This window comes from uncultured Aquimonas sp. (assembly GCF_937888285.1).
Taxonomy (GTDB): Bacteria; Pseudomonadota; Gammaproteobacteria; order Xanthomonadales; family Xanthomonadaceae; genus Aquimonas.
This window is the reverse complement of the sequence record NZ_CALART010000020.1, coordinates 32134-54071: the sequence shown is the minus strand read 5'-3', so window position 1 is coordinate 54071 and position 21938 is coordinate 32134. Positions and strand designations below refer to the sequence as shown.

The following is a 21938-nucleotide window of genomic DNA, read 5'->3' as shown; positions in this document are numbered from 1 at the left end:
CGCGTTCAGCCAATCCTTCCACACGCTGCCGCATGGACGTCACCGCCTGGCTGGACCACCAGCTGCGCCTGCACCCGAAGAACATCGAGATGGGCCTGGAGCGCGTGCGCCCGGTCGCCGAAGCCCTGGGCGTGCTGCAACCGGCCGCGCGCGTGCTGACCGTCGCCGGCACCAATGGCAAGGGCTCGACGGTCGCCATGCTGGAGGCGGCCTGCCTGGCCGCCGGCCTGCGCTGCGGCGCCTACACCTCGCCGCATATCGAGCGCTACCACGAGCGCATCCGCATCGACGGTCGCGAGGTCAGTGATGCCGCATTGATCGCCGCCTTCGAGGCGGTCGAGGCCGCGCGAACCGTGATCCCGTTGACCTTCTTCGAGTTCGGCACGCTGGCGGCGCTGTGGCTGTTCACCCGCGCGGCGCTGGATGTCGCGGTGCTGGAAGTGGGCCTGGGCGGGCGACTCGATGCGGTCAATCTGGTCGATGCCGATATCGCCCTGCTGACCACGGTCGATCTCGACCACATGGACTGGCTCGGCCCGACTCGCGAGCACATCGGCCGCGAGAAGGCCGGCGTGTTCCGCAGCGGCCGACCTGCATTGATCGGCGAGCGCGAGCCTCCGGTCAGCGTGCTCCAGCACGCGCAGCAGATCGGCGCGCGGCTGGAGCGTCGCGGTCTCGATTTCGATGTCGAAGCCAATGCAGAGAGCTTGAGCTACCGCGATGCACAGGGCGCGCTGCGGCTGCCCTATCCGCGGCTGAGCGCCCCTGCGCAGCTCGACAACGCCGCGCTGGCGACGCGCGCGCTGCGCCTGCTCGGCCTGCCCGAGGCCGCGATCGCAGCGGGGATTGCGAACGCCGCGCCGCGCGCGCGCCTGCAGCGCATCGCGGGCGCGCCGGAGATCGTGCTCGACGTCGGCCACAACCCGCAGGCCGCGCGGCAGCTGGCCCAATGGCTCGACGCGCATCCGAAGCCGACCGTCGCGGTGTTCGCAGCACTCGCCGACAAGGACATCGATGGCGTGGTGGCGCCGTTGCGGCATGCGATCGCGCACTGGCATCTCGCTGGGCTCGAAGTCGCCGGGCGCAGCCAGAGCGCCGCGGCCCTGGCCGCACGCATGAAGGCCGCGGCACCCGATGCACGCCTGCATCCGCACATCGATGTCGACGCCGCCCTGCGCGCGGCACTCGCCGAGGCCAGCCCGGACATGCGCGTGCTGGTGTTCGGCTCCTTCCACACCGTCGGCGAAGCCTTCGCCGCCCTGCGCCAACTCGGACGCCTGCCCGCATGATCGTGCACTGCACCCACTACCTGCCCGACGGTCGTCGCGAGGCCATCGACTTCGAGCGCGTCTCCGATGTGCTCGGTACCCACGAGGGTTTCATCTGGATGGGCCTGGTCGAGCCCGATGCCGCCCTGCTGGAAAAGCTGCAGGAGGAGTTCGACCTCCATGAGCTGGCCATCGAGGACGCCCACAAGGCGCACCAGCGGCCCAAGGTCGAGCAGTACGGCAACAGCCTCTTCATCGCCGTCCACACCGCGCAGATGCCGGGCGAGGAGGTCGAATTCGGCGAGACCCACCTGTTCCTCGGCGAGCGCTTCCTCATCACCGTCCGCCACGGCCCCTCACTGTCCTACGCGCCGGCCCGGGCGCGCTGCGAGCGCGATCCGGAATACCTCGCCGCCGGGCCCAGCTTCGGCCTGTACGCCGTGCTCGACCAGATCGTCGACCACTACTTCCCGATCGTCGATGACTTCCGCGCGGGCCTGGACACGCTGGAGCACGACATCTTCGAGGAGGACTTCAAGCGCGACACGGTGCAGCGCCTGTACCAGCTGAAGCGTGAGCTGACCCGCCTGCGGCTGGCGGTGGCGCCGCTGCAGGACGTGCTGGCCCCGCTGGTGCGGCTCTATCCCAACCTGATCCATGCCGACACGCGGGTGTACTTCCGCGACGTGCTCGACCACGCCCGGCGCATCAACGACGCCACCGACACCCTGCGCGAGATGCTGACCGCGGCGATGAGCGTGAACCTGGCTCTGGTCACCGTCGCCCAGGGCGAAGTGGTGAAGCGGCTCGCCGGCTGGGCGGCCTTGCTCGCCGTACCGACCCTGGTGACCGGCTGGTACGGCATGAACTTCGAAGCCATGCCTGAACTCGCGAGCCGCTTCGGCTACCTCGGGGTGATGGGGTTTACCCTGACGGTCTGCCTGCTGCTGTACCGCAAGCTCAAGAAAGTCCGCTGGCTGTAAGGCTTCGCGCCTGAAGGCTTGACAACGCGCGTCATGCAATCCCCGGGGTCGGCGTGTATCATGCGCGCCCGCTTCACCCATCCATCCATCCGAATACAAGGATAGAGCGCCGATGAGCAGCTACCTCTTCACCTCCGAGTCGGTGTCCGAAGGCCATCCGGACAAGGTCGCCGACCAGATCTCCGACGCCGTGCTGGACGCGATCCTGGCCAAGGACAAGCGCGCCCGCGTGGCCTGCGAGACCATGGTCAAGACGGGCGTCGCCATCGTCGCCGGCGAGATCACCACCGAAGCCTGGATCGACCTCGAAGCGCTCACCCGCAAGGTGATCCTGGACATCGGCTACAACAGCAGCGACGTCGGCTTCGACGGCGCCACCTGCGGCGTGCTGAACCTGATCGGCAAGCAGTCGCCCGACATCAACCAGGGCGTCGACCGCAAGAAGCCGGAAGAGCAGGGCGCGGGCGACCAGGGCCTGATGTTCGGCTACGCCACCAATGAGACCAAGGACTTCATGCCCGCGGCCATCCACTACTCGCACCGTCTGGTCGAGCAGCAGGCCAAGGCGCGCAAGAAGGGCAAGCTCGGCTGGCTGCGTCCGGATGCCAAGAGCCAGGTCACCCTGCGCTACGAGAACGGCAAGGCCGTCGCCATCGACGCCGTGGTGCTGTCGACCCAGCACGATCCCAGCATCAAGCAGAAGGATCTGGTCGAGGCCGTGCGTGAGCACATCATCAAGCCGGTGCTGCCGGAGAAGCTGCTGCACCGCGGCACCAAGTTCCACATCAACCCGACCGGCAAGTTCGTGATCGGTGGCCCGGTGGGCGACTGCGGCCTGACCGGCCGCAAGATCATCGTCGACACCTACGGCGGCTGGGCGCGCCACGGTGGCGGTGCGTTCTCGGGCAAGGATCCGTCCAAGGTCGACCGTTCGGCGGCCTATGCCGCCCGTTATGTCGCCAAGAACGTCGTGGCCGCCGGCCTCGCCGATCGCTGCGAGGTGCAGGTGAGCTATGCCATCGGCGTCGCCGAGCCGACCTCGATTTCGGTCACCACCTTCGGCACCGGCAAGATCGCCGACGACAAGATCGAGAAGCTGATCCGCAAGCACTTCGACCTGCGCCCCTACGGCATCATCCAGATGCTCGACCTGGTGCACCCGATCTACCAGCAGACCGCGTCCTACGGCCACTTCGGCCGCAAGGCGCATGAGGTCAGCTATGTCGATGCGGCCGGCAAGACGGTCAAGGCCACGGCCTTCTCCTGGGAGAAGACCGACCGCGCCGAGGCCCTGCGCGCGGATTCCGGCCTCAAGTAAGGCCGCGAAGCCCAGCGGGTTGCACACGGGGGCGCCTTCGGGCGCCCCTGTCGTTTGTGAGCGATTGGCGCCAGCGCGCACCAGGTTCGCGGCGGAGCGAGCGGATCAACGCGAGTGGTCGCTGCTGTGTCCGCCAGCGAAGGCATACTCCCCGCCCATGAAACGCAATCGACCTCCGCTTCGACTGCTCGCCCATCCCCACGGCTGGATCGCCAGCGGCTTTGGCTCCGGCTACTCACCTGTGGCGCCGGGCACGGTCGGCAGTGCCGCTGCACTGATCCCCTGGCTGTGGCTGCGCGAGCTGCCGGCCGCCTGGTATCTCGCGATCACCCTGGCGTTCTTCGCCTTGGGCGTGCTCGCGGCCGAGTGGGTGATCCGCACGATCCACACCGACGACCCCGGCGTGGTGGTGGCCGACGAGTGGGTGGGCCAGTGGATCGCGTTGTTCCTGGCCCCTGCCGGCTGGATGTGGATGCTGCTGGGCTTCGCCCTGTTCCGCCTGTTCGACGTATGGAAGCCGTGGCCGGTGCGCTGGGCCGATCGACGGCTGCACGGTGGTTTCGGCGCGATGTTCGATGACCTGCTGGCGGGTGCGTACGCCTTCCTTGCCCTGCAGGCGCTGGTGCTGCTCGACGCCCGTTTCGGAGTGTTGCCCGGATGAACGATCTGCCTGCGGGTCTGCTGCGCGGTGACGACGGTCTGGTGCGCTGCGCCTGGCAGCAGAACCTGCCCGACTACGCGCACTACCACGACCATGAATGGGGGCGGCCGGTCCGCGATGACCTGCGCCTGTTCGAGAAGCTCTGCCTCGAAGGCTTCCAGTCGGGCCTGAGCTGGCTGACCATCCTGCGCAAGCGCGAGAACTTCCGCGCGGCCTTCGCCGGCTTCGACCCACAGCGGGTGGCGCGCTTCGATGGCAACGACATTGAACGTCTGCTGGGCGATGCCGGCATCGTCCGCCATCGCGGCAAGATCGAGGCGGCCATTCACAATGCGACGCGGGTGCTGGAGATCCAGCGCGAGTTCGGCAGCTTCGCGGACTACGTCTGGGGCTTCCAGCCGCCGGCCTCCGAGCGGCCGCCGCGCCATGACTGGGACAGCCTGCGTGCGCTGGCGCAGACGCCGAGTTCGAAAGCCCTGTCAAAGGATCTGCGGAAGCGCGGCTTCAAGTTCGTCGGCCCCACCACCTGCTATGCCTTCATGCAGGCGATGGGGCTGGTCAACGATCACGTCGAAGGCTGCGCCTTCCGCTGAAGCCCCGGGCCCTCCCTGGCCCGGACGCGTACCGGTTCAGGGCAGTTCGCTGCCGCTGTAGCGCTTGGCCTCCGCGCCTTCGACGCGACCGATGCGCGCGCTCTCGTGCACGAACAGCTCGACCTCGCGCTTGAACACCATGGCGCCAACGACTTCCGAGTTCGGGCCGATCACGATCTTCGGCAGGCGGGTATTGCCGCCCCAGTTGAACCAGCCGGTGCTGGGCTTCTCGATGGTGATGCCGCCGGCGATGCGGCTGCCGTCGAGCAGGGTGATGTCGCCGTTGACGGTCTCGACATCGCCGCCGATGGTCGCGGCTTCGAGGCGGATCGCGCCGTTGACGGTCTCGACGTCGCGCTGCACGGCGGCGCCGCGATCGAGACGGATGCTGCCGTTGACGGTCTCGGCCGAGCCGGCCTGCGACGAGGCGCCGAAGCTGATCGAGCCGTTGACGGTCTCCACGCTCTCGGCGCGGGCGCCCTCGTTCAGGCTGATGCTGCCGTTGACCGTTTCGACGCTCTCCGCCTGCACCTGCGCCGCCAGCGTGATGCTGCCGTTGACGGTTTCGAGGCTGTCGTAGGCCTGGCCCTGCTCGGTGCGGATCGAGCCGTTGACCTTGTCGATGCTGGCGAGGCGCTCGGCGGCGGCGCTGCCGGCGAAGGCGATCAGGACGAGGAGGGGAAGAAGAGTCTTGCGCATCGGTGCTGCTCCCTGCGGTTGGGCCACGCTCTGCGGTGGCGGCAAGCAAGCGGATGCCGGTCCGTCGCAAAGGGTTTACACGCGGCGGTGGCGGAACAGCCGCTTGGCTAGAATGCCGGTCTTGCCTGTCTGTCCCGGAGTCCGACCGTGTCCCGACCCAAGCCCGTCATGCTGCTGATCCTCGATGGCTGGGGCCATCGCGAGGAGCGCGAGGACAACGCCATCGCCCAGGCCAAGGCCCCGCACTGGCATGCCCTGCTGGCGCGCTGCCCGCACACCCTGGTCGAAACCTCGGGCAAGCACGTCGGCCTGCCGGACGGGCAGATGGGCAACTCGGAGGTCGGCCACATGAACCTCGGCGCCGGCCGCATCGTTTACCAGGACCTGACCCGCATCGACCACGCCATCGAGACCGGCGAGTTCTTCGAGAACCCCGGCCTCATCGGTGCCTGCGCCGCGGTCAAGGCCAGTGGCGGCACCCTGCACGTGTTCGGCCTGCTGTCGCCGGGCGGCGTGCACAGCCACGAGGACCACATCCACGCTTTCCTCGATCTGGCCAAACGGCAGGGCATATCGCGGCTCGCCGTGCATGCGTTTCTGGACGGTCGCGACACGCCGCCGCGCTCGGCACGGCCGAGCCTCGAAAAGCTCGATGCGCGCTGCGCCGCGCTGGGCTACCGCATCGGCTCGGTCAGCGGCCGCTACTACGCGATGGACCGCGACAAGCGCTGGGATCGCGTCGAGCGCGCCTACTCGGCGATCGTCGAGGCCACGGCCGGGCATCGCGCGGCCACCGGCGTGGCGGCGCTGGACGCGGCCTATGCGCGCGACGAGAACGACGAGTTCGTGCTGCCGACGGTGATCGAGGGCGCGGCGCCCATGGCCGACGGCGATGCGGTGGTGTTCATGAACTTCCGCGCCGACCGCGCGCGCGAGCTGTGCGCGGCCTTCGTGCAGCCGGGCTTCGAGGGCTTCGTCGCGCGGCGTCCGCAGCTGGCGAGTTTCGTCTGCCTGACCGAGTACGACGCCAGGCTGCCGGCCACCTTGGCCTATCCGCCCGAGACCCTGCACAACACCCTGCCGCAGGTGCTGGCCGCGCATGGCCTCAGCCAGCTGCGCATCGCCGAGACCGAGAAGTACGCCCACGTCACCTTCTTCTTCAGCGGCGGGGTCGAGGCCGAGCAGCCCGGCGAGTCGCGCGTGCTGATCCCCTCGCCCAAAGTCGCCACCTATGACCTGAAGCCCGAGATGAGCTGCCCCGAAGTCACTGCCGCCCTGGTCGAAGACATCCGCGCCCAGCGGCACGACGTTATCGTCTGCAACATCGCCAACCCCGACATGGTCGGCCACACCGGCGTGCTGGAAGCCGCGATCAGGGCGGTCGAGGCGGTGGACACCGCGATCGGTGAGATCACCGCGGCCCTGCGCGAGGTCGGCGGCGAGCTGATCCTCACCGCCGACCACGGCAACCTCGAGAAGATGCGCGACGTCGACACCGGCCAGCCGCACACCGCGCATACGGTCGGCCCGGTGCCGCTGGTCTATCTTGGGCGAGCCGCGCGACTGAGAGACGGCGGCGCCCTGCGTGATGTCGCGCCGACCCTGCTGCACCTGCTCGGCCTGCCCAAGCCGGCCGAGATGACGGGTCAATCGCTGGTCGAGTTCGTGTGATCCAGCGCTTCGCCGGCCTCGTGCTGGCCCTGCTCTGCGCAGGCGCGCTCCTGGCCCTGTCAGGCGCCGGTACGGCGCAGGCGCAGCCCGGCGACCCCGAGGCCGAGCGCGCCGCGCAGGCGCGACTGGACGCCGTGCGCGCGGAACTGCGCGAGGTGGCCGCGGTGCAGGCGCGACTGGCCGCCGAGCGCGATGCCGCCTCGGCGCAGATCCGCGAGGTCGACCAGGCCATCGCCGAGCAGCTGAAAGCGCAGGCCGGCCTGGAGGCCGAGGTGGCCGCCCAGCGCCAGCGCTTCGAGGCGCTGGAGACCGAGCGGCAGACCGTCGCCGCCGGGCTGGAGCGGCAGCGGGAAGCGCTGGGCGCCCTGATGCGCGCGGCCCATGTGCAGGGCGGTCACGCCCCGCTGCGCCTGCTGCTGTCGCAGGACCGCCTGCGCGACGCCAGCCGGGCGCTCTCCTACCACCGCTACGTGCAGGCCGGCCAGGTCCGGCGCATCCGTCGCCTGCTCGATGAACTGGCGGATCTGGCGCGGGTCACCGCCCAGGTCGATGCCCAACGGGCTGCGCTCGACGCCGCGCTCGAGCGCGAGCTGGCGGCGCTGGCGGCGCTGGAATCGCAGCGGGCCGACCGCGCCGGCCTGCTCGAGGTGCTGGCTGGGCAGCAGAAGGCGCAGGCCGAGCGGATCAGCGCGCTGCGGCGCGACGAGCGCGCCCTGCTGGATCTGATCGAATCGCTGCGCGACATCTTCGCCGACATCCCCGACCAGCTCGACGGCGCCCAGCCCTTCGCCCAGCGCCGCGGCCAGCTCGCCGCACCGGTGCCGGGGCGGGTGCTGACCGGCTTTGCAGGCACGCTGCCGGACGGTCGGCGCAGTGAGGGCTGGCTGCTGGAGGCGGCCGCCGGCGAGACGGTGCGCGCCGTGGCCCCCGGGCGGGTCGCGTTCTCGGACTGGATGAATGGCTACGGCCTGCTGCTGATCCTCGACCACGGCGAGGGCTTCCTCAGCCTGTACGCCCACAACGACGGCCTGCTCGGCGAAGTCGGTGACTGGGTCAAGGCCGGTGAGCCGATCGCCCAGGCCGGCAGCTCGGGCGGGCAGGGCAGGGCGGCCGTGTACTTCGAGCTGCGTCGCCAGAGCCAGCCGCTGGATCCGCGCGTCTGGGTGCGGCGCTGATCGGCTGCGGGCGGCGACAGCCACTGCGGGCGCGCGCGCGTCTCCTATACTGCAGCGCATGAACAGCCTTCCCCGCCTGCACCGCACGCTTGTCGCCCTGTCCCTGTCCCTGCCGCTGTGCCTTGCCGCCGTTCCGGCGCTGGCCCAGGACGCCCCTGCGCCTCCGCCGATCGAAGCGCCGAGCGCCGAGGCGCCTGCCGCCGAGCCTGCCAGCGAGCGGGTCAGCCTGGACGAAGTGCGGCGCTTCGTCTCGGTGTTCCGCGCGGTGCAGCAGGCCTATGTCGACAACGTCGATGACCAGCAGCTGATGCAGTCGGCGATCCGCGGCCTGCTCACCGACCTCGACCCGCACAGCGCCTACCTCGATGCGCGCGCCACGCAGTCGATGAACGAGACCGCGACCGGCGCCTACGGCGGCTTGGGCCTGGAGATCCTGCAGCGGCCCGATCGCAGCCTGGTGGTGATCGCGCCGATGGACGACACACCCGCCGCGCGTGCCGGCATCCGCCCCGGCGACATCATCATCGAGTTGGATGGCGCGCCGATCAGCGCCGACAGCGTCGATGCCGCCGTCGAAGCCATGCGCGGCGAGCCGGGCACCTCGATCGTGCTGACGGTGGTGCGCGAGGGCGAGAGCGAGCCGCTCAAGCTCAGCCTGACCCGCGAGATCATCCGCGTCGCCAGCGCGCGCGGCGAGGCCCTGGACACGCAGTTCGCCTACATCCGCATCGCCGCCTTCCAGGCCGACACGGCGGGCGAGGTGCAGCGCAAGCTCGAAGCCCTGAAAGCGGCCGGCGACGGCCTCAAGGGCCTGGTGCTGGACCTGCGGCGCAACCCGGGTGGCCTGCTGAACGCGGGCATCGAAGTCGCCGACCTGTTCCTCGACGAGGGCGTGATCGTCAGCACCCGCGGCCGGGTGCCGCGCGCCAGCGCCGAGTACGCCGCCAAGCGCGGCGACCTGCTCGACGGCGCGCCGATCGTGGTGCTGATCGACAGCGGCAGCGCCAGCGCCGCCGAAGTCGTGGCCGGCGCTCTGCGCGATCACCGCCGCGCCTTGATCATGGGCAGCACCAGCTTCGGCAAGGGCTCGGTGCAGACCGTGCTGCCGCTGGACAATGGCGACTCGATCAAGCTGACCACGGCGCGCTACTACACGCCCAACGGCACCTCGATCCAGGCCACCGGCATCGTGCCCGATATCGAGCTGCCGGAGAACGCGGAGCTGCGCGTCGGCGCCCAGACCTCGCCGCAGCTGCGCGAGGCCGACCTGCCTGGCCACCTGCAGGCCGAGAGCGAGGCCGCCGAAGCGGACCAGGCCAAGGCCCAGGCGGACTATGCCGTCAATGAAGCCCTGAACCTGCTGCGCGGGCTGGCGGTGTTCCGCGAGCGCGGCTGAAGGCTGCAGCGCTGGGGTCTGGAGCCGCGTCGCCCCGTCACTGACGCGCTGATGGGCTCATTCGCGCCGAGCGGCATCGGTTGCCCGCAGCGCCGCCGAGCGCAGTGAATCCTCGGCGCCTGCGGTGGCCTCCAGCAGACGCCCGAGCAGGGCGTCGAACTGCGCGTATTCGGCGGCATCGAGGCCCGACAGCAGGGCGCGCTCGTACTCCAGCGCCAGCGGCGCGACCTGCGCGTAGACCGCACGGCCGGCCGCGCTGAGCTCCAGCGGCACGCGCCGGCGATCGCGCTCGTCGCTGCCGCGCTCGACCCGGCCCGAGGCCATCAGCCCCGCCACCGCGCGGCTGACCGCGACCTTGTCCATGGCCGTGCGCTCGACCAGCTCGCCCGCGGTCAGCCCGGGATAACGGCCCAGCACTGCCATCAGCCGCCACTCGGTGACCGAGAGATCGAAGCGCTCGGCATAGATCCGTGCGATCGCCTGGCTGACCCGGTTCGACAGCACCGACAGCCGATAGGGCAGGAAGGACTCCAGCACCAGTTCGGCCGAGGCGGGGGCTGCTTCGAGGCCGGGCGCGCTTGCCGCGGCGGATTGGGAAGGGCTCATCCTGCACTGCACCTTGCAAATGGTTTCATCTGAAACTATAAAACGCCTACCCCGCGGCGACCAGCCGCGAGCGACTTCCGGTGCCCGCCAGGCGGCGACACCGAGCCCTTGCCACCGCCGCGAGCGAACGCCGCACGCGCAGCCCCTGGAGGAGCCCAGCATGAACGCCCAGCCGAACCTCGGCATGCAGGTCACAACCTTTGAAAACCCGATGGGGATCAACGGCTTCGAGTTCGTCGAGTTCGCCGCCCCGGCGGGCAGCGTCGATCTGCACGCGCTGTTCCGCACGATGGGTTTCGCGCCCGTGCTGAAGCACCGAAGCCGCGCGATTACGGTCTATCGGCAGGGCGGGGTCAACTTCCTGGTCAACGAGGACCCGGACAGCTTCGCCGCCGATTTCGCTGCCCAGCATGGCCCCAGCGCCTGCGGCTTCGGCATCCGCTTCACGAAGCCGGTGGCCGAAGTTGAGCGACAAGTGATCGCCAACGGCGGCGAACGGGTCGCCCACAAGCCGATGAGCCGCGCGATCGAGGCGCCGGTGGTCAAGGGCATCGGTGACTGCATGCTCTACCTCGTGCCCAGTGAGGGCGATGCCTATGCCGCCGACTATGTCGCCATCGAGGGCGCGGATGTCCATCCGACCGGCTTCGGGCTGACCTTCATCGATCACCTGACCCACAACCTCTACTTCGGCAACATGGAGAAGTGGTCGGACTACTACGAGCGCCTGTTCAATTTCCGCGAGATCCGCTACTTCGACATCAAGGGCAGCAAGACCGGCCTGGTGTCCAAGGCCATGACCGCGCCGGACGGCGTCGTGCGCATTCCGCTCAACGAGTCGTCGGATCCGAAGAGCCAGATCAACGAATACCTCGACCAGTACCACGGCGAGGGCATCCAGCACATCGCCTGCTTCACCGACGACATCTATGAAACGGTCGAGGCCATGCGCGGCGCCGGCGTCGAATTCCTCGACACGCCGGACACCTATTTCGATGTCATCGACCAGCGCGTGCCGAACCACGGCGAAGACGTGCCGCGCCTGGCGAAGAACAAGATCCTGATCGACGCCGACCTGGAAACCAAGCAGCGCAAGCTGCTGCAGATCTTCACCCAGAACGCGATCGGCCCGATCTTCTTCGAGATCATCCAGCGCAAGGGCAACGAAGGTTTCGGCGAGGGCAACTTCCAGGCCCTGTTCGAGAGCATCGAGCGGGATCAGATGAAGCGCGGGTTTCTCTGAGAGCCGGGATTGGGGATTCGGGATTGGTGGGGCGATGCTCGCTGCTCCGGATTCGGCAGTGCAAGGGCGCTCCTGTGCCAAGTGCGAGTCGGGTTCTTTTGAAACCTCGCTGCGTTGGCGGCCTTCAGATGCGTGCGTCGACGTGCAGCTCTTGATTTGAGCCCCTCTCCCCGTGGGAGAGGGGTTGGGGAGAGGGTCCGGTATGGCCGAACGCATCATTCCACCGCTGCCGACCGAAACACTCGACAAGGCCCGTTGCCTGCGCCAGACCATGACCGATGCGGAACAGGCGCTCTGGTACCACCTGCGCGCCGGACGCTTTGGCGGCTTCAAGTTCCGCAGGCAGCACCCGCTTCCGCCCTATGTCGTCGACTTCGTCTGTTTGGCGCAGTTGCTGGTGGTTGAACTCGATGGCTCGCAGCATTCGCCGCAGATTGACGCGGAACGCAACAGATTTCTTGAGCGCGCGGGCTTCCGGCTGCTGCGCTTCTGGAACGACGATGTGCTGACCCAAGCCGAAGACGTGCTGGCGCGGATCTGGAGCGCGCTGCACGACCGGACGCTCTCCCCAACCCCTCTCCCACGGGGAGAGGGGCTCTCGCGAGAATCGCAGCCATGACGCAAGCCCCAAAGGACCGCACACCGCAGCCATGACGCCCGCCACGCCCTACCTCACCGGCTTCGCCAACGACTTCGCCACCGAAGCCCTGCCCGGGGCGCTGCCGGTCGGCCGCAACTCGCCGCAGCGCTGTCCCTACGGCCTCTACGCCGAGCAGATCTCAGGCACGGCTTTCACCGCGCCGCGCCACGCCAATCGGCGGACCTGGATGTACCGCATCCGCCCGGCCGCCCTGCATGGCCGCTTCGAGCCCTACGCGCAGCCGCGCTTCCACAATCGCTTCGACGCGATCGCGGCCAGCCCCGAGCAGTACCGCTGGAGCCCGCTGCCACTGCCGACGCAACCCACCGATTTCGTCGATGGCCTGTTCACGATGGGCGGCAACGGTGGGCCGGATGCTTCAGGCATGGCCGTGCACCTGTACGCCGCCAACCGCGACATGGTCGACCGCTACTTCTACAGCGCCGACAGCGAGCTGCTGGTCGTTCCGCAGCTGGGTCGGCTGTGCATCGACACCGAGCTCGGCCGGGTCGACGTCGAGCCGCAGCAGATCGCGGTGCTGCCGCGCGGGGTGCGCTTCACGCTCAGCCTTCCCGATGGCGAAGCACGGGGCTATGTCTGCGAGAACTTCGGCGCCCTGCTGAAACTTCCGGACCTCGGCGTGATCGGCAGCAACGGCCTGGCCAACCCACGCGATTTCGAAACGCCGGTGGCGCGCTATGAGCAGCGCGAGGGCAGCTTCGAGCTGATCGCCAAGTTCCAGGGCCAGCTGTGGCGGGCGCCGATCGGCCACAGCCCGCTGGACGTGGTTGCCTGGCACGGCAACTACGCGCCCTACCGCTACGACCTGCGCCGCTTCAACACCATCGGCTCGATCAGCTACGACCATCCGGACCCGTCGATCTTTCTCGTGCTGCATTCGCCGGGCGAGGCGGAAGGCGTGAGCAACCTCGACTTCGTGATCTTCCCGCCGCGCTGGCTGGTGGCGCAGGACACCTTCCGTCCGCCCTGGTTCCATCGCAACGTCGCCAGCGAATTCATGGGCCTGGTGCACGGCGCCTACGACGCCAAGGTCGAGGGCTTCGTGCCGGGCGGGGCCTCCCTGCACAACTGCATGACCGGCCACGGCCCCGATGCGGCTACCTTCGAGAAGGCCTCGAAGGCCGACCTGTCCAAGCCCGATGTGATCACCGATACCATGGCCTTCATGTTCGAGGCACCGCGGGTGATCCGGCCGACCAAGCAGGCGGTCGAGGCGGCGCATCGCCAGCGTGACTACCCCGACTGCTGGGCCGGCCTCACCGCGAACTTCGACCCTGCCAAGCCCTGATCCCTACGGCCTGCGGATTCCGGCCGCCAAGCACCAAGGACACGCAATGAAACTTGCAAGCCTCAAGGAAGGCGGCCGCGACGGCAGCCTCATCGTCGTCAACCGCGAGCTGAGCCGTGCGGTGCGCGTGCCGCAGATCGCGTCGACCCTGCAGCGCGCGCTGGAGGACTGGAGCGTGACCGCGCCGCGCCTGAACGCCGTGTACGAGCAGCTGCAGTCCGGCGCCGACAGCGTCGAAGGCCAGGCCGTGTTCGCCTTCGACACCGCCGCGCTGGCGGCGCCGCTGCCGCGCGCCTATGAGTTCGTCGATGGCTCGGCCTACCTGCCGCACGTCGAGCGCGTGCGCCGCGCGCGCGGCGCCACCGTGCCCGAGAGCTTCTACGTCGATCCGCTGATGTACCACGCGGTCGGCGCCGGCTTCTACGGCCCGAACGACCCGGTGCGCGTGCCGGATGAGGCCTTCGGCATCGACCTCGAGGCCGAGGTGGTGGTGGTCACCGACGACGTGCCGATGGGCGTGTCGGCCGAGGCCGCGGCCGGCCACATCCAGCTGGTCGGGCTGATCAACGACGTTTCCTTGCGCAACCTGATTCCGGATGAACTGGCCAAGGGCTTCGGCTTCCTGCAGTCGAAGCCGCGCTCGACCTTGTCGCCGGTGTTCGTCACTCCGGACGAACTGGGCGAGGCCTGGCGGGACAGCAAGGTCCACCTGCCGCTGCTCAGCCACATCAACGGCGAGTGGTTCGGCGCGCCCGAAGCCGGCGTCGACATGCAGTTCAGCTTCGCCCAGCTGATCGCGCATGCCGCCAAGACCCGCCCGCTGGTGGCCGGCAGCCTCGTCGGCTCGGGCACCGTGGCCAACGAGGACGAGGGCAAGGGTGCCTCGTGCCTGGCCGAGAAGCGCATGCTGGAGATCATCCGCGACGGCAAGCCCAGTACGCCCTTCATGAAGTTTGGCGACCGCGTGCGCATCGAGATGCTCGACCGCGACGGACGCTCGATCTTCGGTGCCATCGACCAGGTCATGCAGCAGGGCTGAGCGCCCGCGCCTGCGACACGGCCGCCGCCGCGCACTCCCTGCCGGCGGTGGCCGCGCAAGAGGTGGTGTGTTGATTCGCCCGTGCCGAGGCGCGTAGATTTCCGTGACATCGATCACATCGGATCAGGGAGAGGCGCGATGAGCGAGATGCTGAGCCTGTACAGCTACTGGCGCTCCAGCGCCGCCTATCGCGTCCGCATCGCCCTGCACCTTAAGGGCCTGGCCTATGCGCAGAAGCCGGTCCACCTGCTGAACAACGGCGGTGAACAGCGCGCGCCCGAGTTCCGCGAGATCAATCCGCAGGCGCTGGTGCCGGTCCTGCTCGACGGCGAGCGTGCGATCCGGCAGTCGCTGGCGATCATCGAATACCTGGACGAAAGCTTCCCTGCGGTGCCCCTGCTGCCCGCCATGGCGCGTGACCGTGCGCGCGTGCGCGCGCTGGCCCAACTGATCGCCTGCGACGTGCATCCGCTGGCCAACCTGCGCGTGCAGCAGTACCTGGAGCGCGAACTCGATGTCGATCAAGCGCGGCGCGAGGCCTGGTCCCGCCACTGGATCGCCGAAGGCTTGGCTGCCTTTGAGGCCCTGGTGTTCGACAACCCTTCGACCGGCGAGTACTGCGAGGGCGAGATGCCCAGCATCGCCGACTGCTGCCTGGTGCCGCAGCTGTACAACGCGCGGCGGCTGCAGATGGATCTGACGCCCTATCCGACCCTGCTGCGCATCGAAAGCCACTGCCTCGCCCTGCCGGCCTTCCAGCAGGCGGCGCCGGAGCGCCAGCCGGATGCGCCGGTGGCCTGAGAGCCTCTGAGCTCCGCGTCGAGCGACGGGTACGCCGGGCAACTACAGGCGTCCACACTTCCCAGGCTTGAGCACGCTTTGACGTCGCAAGGCTGCGTGCGGCTGTGTGGGGTACGTCTGCGCGCCCTCGCTCTGGCAACGGGCATCGGCTCGTTGCGCGATGCTTCCATCACGGACGTCAGTGCACCGCAAGCGAGCGTCGACACGACCTTGTCGCCCCGTCGGTGACTTCATGGCGCTGCGCCGGAAGACAAAAGTGTGACGTAAATCACTCTGGGTGGCGGCCCGGCAGTGACTATTGGCAGGGAGTCATTGTTGCGGTTCCGTTAAACTCCCCGGGCTCGCTTGCACAGCGACGCTTACACGAAACCCAAGGGGAAGCCCATGTACGTCAACAGCACAGCCCGCCGCAGCCTGCTCGCCACCGCCGTCACCAGCGCCATGCTGGCCGGTGTCGGCGTTGCGTCCGCCCAGAACCGCAACAGCGGTGACGAAGAGAAGGTTCTGGACCAGATCACCGTCACCGGTTCGCGTATCGCCCGTGAAGGTTTCATCACGCCCTCGCCGGTCACCTCGCTGAGCTCGGAAGAAATCCGCGCGACCGGCGCCGTCACCATCGGTGACCTGATGACCCGCCTGCCGCAGCTGGCGCCCAACTACACGCTCGGCAACTCCACCCGCTTCATCGGTACCGCCGGCCTCGGCCTGCTCGATCTGCGCGGCATGGGCACTGCGCGCACCCTGGTGCTGGTCAACGGCCGTCGCCACGTGGGCGGTTCGCCGGGCTCCACCGCCGTCGACACCAACACGATTCCGGTCGAGCTGATCGAGCGTGTTGAAATCATCACCGGTGGCGCTTCGGCTGTGTACGGCGCCGACGCCATCGCCGGTGTCGTCAACTTCATCCTGAAGCGCTCGTTCGAAGGCTACGAAGTGCGCGCCCAGACCGGCGAAGCCAGCGAGGGCGATTTCTCGCGTTCGTTCGGCAGCTTCACCGCCGGCGCCAACTTCGGCGAGGGCCGCGGCAATGCGGTGGTCTCGATCGAGTACAGCAAGCAGGACCGCTTCGGCCGCGGCAATCGTGAGATTGGTCGCGAGTTCTGGGTCAGCGTGCCCAACCCGAACTTCGACCCCTCGCGTCCGCCCAGCGAGTCCAACCCGCAGAACGTGCCGGCCCGTCCGGGCGGCAACCACTCGATCTCGACTGCCGGCACCTTCACCATCGGCGCATTCAACCCGGCGAATCCGACCAACCGCTACACCTTCAACCCGGACGGCAGCTTCCGCCGCCAGCGCTATGACGGCCGCGTGATCAGCGCGACCTCCTGCGTGGACTGCGACTTCGTCGACCTGAACGGCGTGGCTGACCTGCAGCCGGCCTTCGACCGCCTCAGCGTCAACACGCTGATGAACTTCGACATGAGCGAAGACCATCGCCTGATCTTCGAAGGCAAGTACAGCCGCACCCAGTCCCAGTTCTTCGGCCAGCCTTCCTTCGACCAGCCGATCCGCATCCTGCGCAACAACGCCTTCGTGACGCCGGCGCTGGGCGCGCTGATGGATGCGAACAACCTGACCCAGCTGCAGATCAGCCGCTTCAACGTCGACGCCGGCCGCCGCGGCGAGGATGTCACCCGTCAGATGGCGCGTTTCGTGGTGGGCGTCGAAGGCTTCTTCGGCGACGGCTGGAGTTACGACACCTCGGTGACCTACGGTCAGTCGAGCATCGATCGCCTGAACGTCAACAACCGCATCAACGAGCGTTGGCACGCGGGCATGGACGTGGTGCGTGACTCCACCGGCGCCCTGGTCTGCCGCACCAGCATCGACCCGACCGCGATCAACCCGCACACCAACACGGTCTACTCGAGCTTCGCGCGCAACGGCTGCGTGCCCTTCAGCGTGTTCGGCGACGGTGCGGTCAACCCCGCGGCGGCAGCCTGGTTCAACACCAATTCGCTGAACACCTCCAAGCTCAAGCAGACCGTGCTGTCGGCCTCGGTGGCCAACAGCGCCCTGTTCGATCTGCCCGCGGGCAGCGTCGGTATCGCCGGCGGTGTCGAGTACCGCAAGGAGCAGAGCCGCGAGAACACCGATCCGCTGGCGGCGCTCGGCCTGACCTTCCTGAACGCGATTCCCAGCCGTGGCGGCAGCTACGACGTGGAAGAAGTGTTCGCGGAAACCAGCATTCCCGTGCTGGCCGACCTGCCCGGCGTCGAGCGCCTCGCGATCGATCTCGCCGCCCGCTACTCGGACTACAACACCGCGGGCTCGACCAACACCTGGAACGTCGGCATCGACTGGCAGATCTTCAGCACGCTGCGCATGCGCACCACCACGGCCCAGGCCGTGCGCGTGCCCAGCATCGGCGAGCTGTTCAACCCGCAGTCGCAGAACTTCGCCACCATCAACGACCCCTGCAACTACCAGAGCACCAACCCCAACCGTCCGGCCACTGCGGCTAACCAGGCCCTGCGCCAGGCCAACTGCACCGCGCTGGGCGTGCCGGTGGGCTGGGTCGACACCTACTCGGCCAACCGTCCGGGCGTCAGCGGCGGCAACCCGAACCTGAAGCCGGAAGAAGCCGAGACGATCTCCATCGGCTTCGTCTGGCAGCCCGAGTTCTTCGAAGGCTTCGGCATGTCGGTCGACTACTGGCGCGTGACCCTGGATGACGCGATCGGCGCGGTGACCGCGCAGATCAACGCCACCCGCTGCGCCGACTCCCCGGGCGGCGTGCAGAACAACGTGTTCTGCCAGGCCATCACGCGTGCGCCGGTCGGCGGCTTCACCGACGCGCAGGGTCGCCAGTTCCCCGAGTACAGCATCACCAACTGGGTGGCGATCAACGAGAACCTGGCGAAGTCGCGCCGCACCGGCGTCGACCTGGAAATGGACTACCGCTTCGCCCTGCTGGGTGGCGACACCAGCCTGCGCTTCGTCGGTACCCGCATGATCCAGTCGCGCGAGTGGGCCTTCCAGGACTTCCCGACCGAGTACATCGAGTACGTCACCTTCGTCACCAACCCGCGCTGGCGCGCCAACTTCCAGACCAAGTACGCCCATGGCAACTGGTCGGCGTCGTGGGACATGAACTACGTCGACGGCAACCTGCGCGTGCGTCCGGACAGCTACAACAGCAACCCGGGCCAGACCAGCCCCATCAAGAATGGCAGCTGGGTCTACCACAACCTGCAGCTGAGCTACGCCTTCGGCGAGTCCGGCCTGTCGGCCTACGTGGGTGCAGACAACGTGTTCGACAAGGATCCGCCGCTGAACTACTTCGGCTCGGATCTGGGCACCGCGTACTACGACAACGTGGGTCGCTACATGTACGCCGGCTTCACCTACAAGTTCTGATCAAGGCGGCCCGCCCGGTCCATGAGCCGGGCGGGCTCTCCGAACAGACTTGGCTGCATACGGAAAACCCCGGGCTTGCCCGGGGTTTTCTTTTGCCTCTTCGCTGATTCCCAGCAGCTCAGGGCATGCGCTGCAGCACCAGGCAGGCATTGGTGCCGCCAAAGCCGAAGCTGTTCGACAGCACCGTCCGCAGCGAGGCCTCGCGGCTCGCGCGCAGCAGCGGCGCCTTGCCCACGCCTTCGTCCGGCGTGTCCACATTGGCCGAGCCGGCCATGAAGCCGCCTTCGAGCATGGCGAGGCAGTAGATCGCCTCGTGCACGCCGGCGGCGCCCAGCGAATGGCCGGACAGCGACTTGGTCGACGAGAACGGCGGCATGGAGTCGCCGAACACTTCGCGAAGCGCCCGCAGCTCGGTGAGGTCTCCCAGCGGCGTCGAGGTGCCGTGGGTGTTGATGTAGTCGATGGGCTGCTCCAGACCGGCGATGGCCTGGCGCATGCAGGCGACTGCGCCTTCACCCGAGGGCGCCACCATGTCGGCGCCGTCCGAGGTCGCGCCATAGCCGACGATCTCGGCGAGGATGCGCGCGCCGCGGGCCTGCGCGTGTTCAAGCGCTTCCAGCACCAGCGCGCCGCCGCCGCCGGCGATGACGAAGCCGTCGCGGTCGGCGTCATAGGCGCGCGAGGCGGCTTCAGGCGTCTCATTGCGTTTGGTGGACAACGCGCCCATGCCGTCGAACAGACTGGCCATGCCCCAGGAGTTCTCTTCGCCGCCACCGGCGAACATCACGTCCTGCAGGCCCCAGGCGATCTGCTGGGCGGCGGCGCCGATGCAGTGCGCCGAGGTCGCGCAGGCCGAGCTGATCGAGTAGTTGATGCCGCGCACCTTGAAGCGCGTCGCCAGACAGGCTGAGACGGTGGACGCCATGGTGCGGGTGACCTGGTAAGGCCCGACCCGGCGTACGCCCTTGCTGCGCAGCGTGTCGGCGGCTTCGATCTGGTGCGCCGGCGAACCGCCGCCCGAGCCCATGACCAGGCCGGTGCGCGGGTGGCTGATCTGGCTGGGCGCGAGCCCGGCCATGGCGATGGCGTCGTCGAGAGCGACGCTGGCGTAGGCCGCGGCATCGCCCATGAAGCGGCGGTCGCGGCGGTCGATGCGGGCATCGAGATCGATTTCCGGCACGCCCGCGATCTGGCTGCGCAGGCCGGCGTCGACGAACTCCTCGCAGCGGCGGATGCCCGAGCGGCCCGCGCGCAGGTTCGCGCTGACCGTCGCCAGATCATTGCCCAGGCAGCTGACGATGCCGGCCCCGGTGATGACTACGCGGCGCGGAGACATCAGAAGCCCGAGGTGTCGGTGAACAGGCCGACGCGCAGGTCGCTGGCCGTGTAGATCTCGCGGCCGTCGACCGACATGCGGGCATCGGCCACGATCATGTTCAGCTTGCGGCGGATCACCCGCTTCACGTCGATCTGGTAGCGCACCAGGCTGGCGGTCGGCAGCACCTGGCCGGAGAAGCGCACCTCGCCTACGCCCAGCGCGCGACCGCGGCCGGGCAGACCCTGCCAGGTCAGGTAGAAGCCGGCCAGCTGCCACATCGCGTCCAGGCCCAGGCAGCCCGGCATCACAGGGTCGTCGCGGAAATGGCAGGCGAAGAACCAGAGGTCCGGACGGATGTCGAGCTCGGCCTCGATCTCGCCCTGGCCATGAGCGCCACCTTCGTCGGTGATCCGGGTGATGCGGTCGAACATCAGCATGGGCGGCAGCGGCAGGCGCGCCTGGCTGCCTTCGAACAGGCGGCCTTCGCCCGAGGCGATCAGCTGGTCGCGGTCGAAAGAGTCGAACATGTGTTCCGGGTCCCGGATAGGCCGCAGGGTGCGGCAGGCCGGGCATTATCCTTGAAACCGGAACAAGTGTTCACTGACTTTCGTCGGTCCGTGCCGGCGAGCGGCTGGTGCAGGCGGGGCGGCCGCTCAGGGGCAGCGGCCCAGCTGCAGTGCTGTGGCGATGTCGCGCCAGTCGAAGGCGCCGACGCCCTGGTCGTCATGCACCGCATAGAAGACGCCCTCCGGAAAGCGCGTGCTCGCGCCCTGGTCGAGCCAGACGCCGTCGGTATTGGCCACCGTGCGTCCGGCGAAGCTGCCCAGGTGGGCCAGGCTGGCGCGCTCGAACACATGGAACAGCGAGCGGTCCTTGAACTGGTCGGTGGCGATCCACCAGCCGCTGCCGTCGTCGCAGGCGTACAGCGCGATGCCCTCGGCCTGGGCGCGGAACAGGCCGGCGCCGAGGTCGCTCCCGGCATAGCCAAGGTCGGACAGTCGATAGGGCTTGATGCGCGTGCCGTCGGCCTGATCCTCTTCGGCGATCAGCAGGCGGTCGTGGGCTTCGTCGCCCCATAGCGATTCGGGAATGCGGATGGCGCCGGCCGCTTCGGTGGCACCGAAGCTGCCGAGATGTCGGGCCTGCAGTGCATCGCCGGCCAACGCGAGCTGGTAGCGCTGGAAGCGGCGGTCGAGTTCGGCCAGCGGCGGCACCGCGTCCTCATCGGCGGCATCCATGTAGGCATCGCTGACCAGGACCTCGTAGCCGCCATCGCTGCGGCGCAGCCACAGCCCATAGGGCTGGCGCAGTTCGCCTTCGCCAAAGCTGCCGAGCGGGGTGAACCCCGGCAGGCGCAGCACCTGTATGCGGCGGTTGTCGCGCTCGACGGCGAGCACCAGGTCGTCGATGACGAACACGCCGTTCGGGCGATCGAACTGGCCCAGCGCCGCGCCCTGCTCGCCAACCGTACGCAGCAGCGCGCCGCTGTCGCCGCGGTAGACCATCAGGCGATGCGTGCTCTTGGCGGTGGCGATCAGCCAGACCACGCCGTCGGGGGCCGTCCAGCTGGCCGGCGAGTCGACGTTGTCCTCGGGCGTCAACGGAGTCAGGAAGGCTTCGTCGACAGTGGTGTGGGGCAGAGACTGTTCAGCGAGCAGCGGATCCGGTTCGTCCTGTTCATCCGGCTCTTTTTCGCTGGCCACCGCGGTGCGCGCGGCTGCCTCGGGGGCCTCCGCAGGTGGCGATGGGCTGCAGGCGAGCAGGGACAGCGCAAACAGGCAAACGGGGACAGTGGATTTGGCGGACATGCGGCACCTCGCAGCGGGCGAGCCCGAAGGCCGCCGGAAAGAAAGGGCCC

At 68.6% G+C, this 21938-nt stretch carries 19 protein-coding genes; 14 read left to right on the top strand and 5 right to left on the bottom strand.

Features of this window, described 5'->3' with window-relative positions:
- Positions 1–32: 32 nt before the first annotated feature.
- The 5 genes from folC to Q0654_RS06020 all read left to right on the top strand — a co-directional run bounded on the left by folC (position 33) and on the right by Q0654_RS06020 (position 4823).
- Positions 33–1289: a bifunctional tetrahydrofolate synthase/dihydrofolate synthase gene (gene folC, locus Q0654_RS06040; RefSeq protein WP_298851551.1), complete on the top strand. Its 1257-nt coding sequence runs from the start codon at positions 33–35 to the stop codon at positions 1287–1289.
- Positions 1286–2251: a magnesium/cobalt transporter CorA gene (gene corA / locus Q0654_RS06035; protein ID WP_298851549.1), complete on the top strand. Its 966-nt coding sequence runs from the start codon at positions 1286–1288 to the stop codon at positions 2249–2251. Before folC ends, corA begins: the two co-directional genes overlap by 4 nt.
- 112 nt (positions 2252–2363) lie before the next feature.
- Entirely contained in the window at positions 2364–3569 is a 1206-nt protein-coding gene (gene metK, locus Q0654_RS06030) for a methionine adenosyltransferase (protein ID WP_298851547.1), read from the top strand.
- Positions 3570–3726: 157 nt separating this feature from the next.
- A complete protein-coding gene (locus tag Q0654_RS06025) occupies positions 3727–4230 on the top strand; it encodes a phosphatidylglycerophosphatase A (RefSeq protein ID WP_298851544.1) in 504 nt (167 codons plus the stop codon).
- The gene (locus tag Q0654_RS06020) at positions 4227–4823 is read left to right on the top strand and encodes a DNA-3-methyladenine glycosylase I (protein ID WP_298851541.1); all 597 of its coding nucleotides are present in this window, start codon (positions 4227–4229) and stop codon (positions 4821–4823) included. The genes Q0654_RS06025 and Q0654_RS06020 overlap by 4 nt, the downstream gene beginning before the upstream one ends.
- 36 nt (positions 4824–4859) lie before the next feature.
- Here Q0654_RS06020 and Q0654_RS06015 read toward each other — a convergent pair whose 3' ends face one another.
- Positions 4860–5522, bottom strand: coding sequence for a hypothetical protein (locus Q0654_RS06015; RefSeq protein WP_298851539.1), 663 nt, complete (start codon positions 5520–5522; stop codon positions 4860–4862).
- A gap of 168 nt (positions 5523–5690) precedes the next feature.
- Between Q0654_RS06015 and gpmI the strand changes: the two genes are divergently transcribed.
- From gpmI to Q0654_RS06000, 3 genes are read left to right on the top strand one after another with little or no spacing between them, the layout of a single operon-like run.
- The gene (gpmI, locus tag Q0654_RS06010; RefSeq protein WP_343230123.1) at positions 5691–7193 is read left to right on the top strand and encodes a 2,3-bisphosphoglycerate-independent phosphoglycerate mutase; all 1503 of its coding nucleotides are present in this window, start codon (positions 5691–5693) and stop codon (positions 7191–7193) included.
- Positions 7190–8368, top strand: a complete 1179-nt coding sequence (locus Q0654_RS06005; protein ID WP_298851536.1) for a peptidoglycan DD-metalloendopeptidase family protein — start codon at positions 7190–7192, stop codon at positions 8366–8368. The genes gpmI and Q0654_RS06005 overlap by 4 nt, the downstream gene beginning before the upstream one ends.
- 58 nt (positions 8369–8426) lie before the next feature.
- Entirely contained in the window at positions 8427–9764 is a 1338-nt protein-coding gene (locus tag Q0654_RS06000) for a S41 family peptidase (protein WP_298851535.1), read from the top strand.
- A 57-nt stretch (positions 9765–9821) separates the two neighbouring features.
- On the opposite strand, the gene Q0654_RS05995 is transcribed toward Q0654_RS06000, so the two are convergent.
- Positions 9822–10370 (bottom strand): MarR family transcriptional regulator, encoded by a 549-nt coding sequence (locus Q0654_RS05995; protein WP_298851533.1) that lies wholly within the window; start codon positions 10368–10370, stop codon positions 9822–9824.
- Between the two features lie 160 nt (positions 10371–10530).
- Between Q0654_RS05995 and hppD the strand changes: the two genes are divergently transcribed.
- The 6 genes from hppD (at position 10531) to Q0654_RS05965 (ending at position 18762) form a co-directional block, all read left to right on the top strand.
- A complete protein-coding gene (hppD, locus tag Q0654_RS05990) occupies positions 10531–11613 on the top strand; it encodes a 4-hydroxyphenylpyruvate dioxygenase (protein ID WP_298851531.1) in 1083 nt (360 codons plus the stop codon).
- Between the two features lie 202 nt (positions 11614–11815).
- A complete protein-coding gene (locus Q0654_RS05985) occupies positions 11816–12232 on the top strand; it encodes a DUF559 domain-containing protein (RefSeq protein ID WP_298851529.1) in 417 nt (138 codons plus the stop codon).
- Between the two features lie 31 nt (positions 12233–12263).
- Positions 12264–13562 (top strand): homogentisate 1,2-dioxygenase, encoded by a 1299-nt coding sequence (gene hmgA / locus Q0654_RS05980; protein WP_298851527.1) that lies wholly within the window; start codon positions 12264–12266, stop codon positions 13560–13562.
- 46 nt (positions 13563–13608) lie between these two features.
- Complete coding sequence (locus Q0654_RS05975) at positions 13609–14601, top strand: fumarylacetoacetate hydrolase family protein (RefSeq protein WP_298851525.1); 993 nt, start codon at positions 13609–13611, stop codon at positions 14599–14601.
- A 138-nt stretch (positions 14602–14739) separates the two neighbouring features.
- Positions 14740–15402, top strand: coding sequence for a maleylacetoacetate isomerase (gene maiA / locus Q0654_RS05970; protein ID WP_298851523.1), 663 nt, complete (start codon positions 14740–14742; stop codon positions 15400–15402).
- Positions 15403–15786: 384 nt separating this feature from the next.
- Positions 15787–18762: a TonB-dependent receptor gene (locus Q0654_RS05965; RefSeq protein WP_298851522.1), complete on the top strand. Its 2976-nt coding sequence runs from the start codon at positions 15787–15789 to the stop codon at positions 18760–18762.
- Between the two features lie 118 nt (positions 18763–18880).
- Here Q0654_RS05965 and fabB read toward each other — a convergent pair whose 3' ends face one another.
- From fabB to Q0654_RS05950, 3 genes are all read right to left on the bottom strand, one after another.
- A complete protein-coding gene (fabB, locus tag Q0654_RS05960; RefSeq protein WP_298851521.1) occupies positions 18881–20098 on the bottom strand; it encodes a beta-ketoacyl-ACP synthase I in 1218 nt (405 codons plus the stop codon).
- Positions 20098–20607 carry a bifunctional 3-hydroxydecanoyl-ACP dehydratase/trans-2-decenoyl-ACP isomerase gene (fabA, locus tag Q0654_RS05955; protein WP_298851520.1) on the bottom strand — a complete coding sequence of 170 codons (510 nt, stop codon included), beginning with the start codon at positions 20605–20607 and terminating at the stop codon, positions 20098–20100. Before fabA ends, fabB begins: the two co-directional genes overlap by 1 nt.
- A 126-nt stretch (positions 20608–20733) precedes the next feature.
- Positions 20734–21888 (bottom strand): phytase, encoded by a 1155-nt coding sequence (locus Q0654_RS05950; protein WP_298851519.1) that lies wholly within the window; start codon positions 21886–21888, stop codon positions 20734–20736.
- Between the last annotated feature and the right edge of the window lie 50 nt (positions 21889–21938).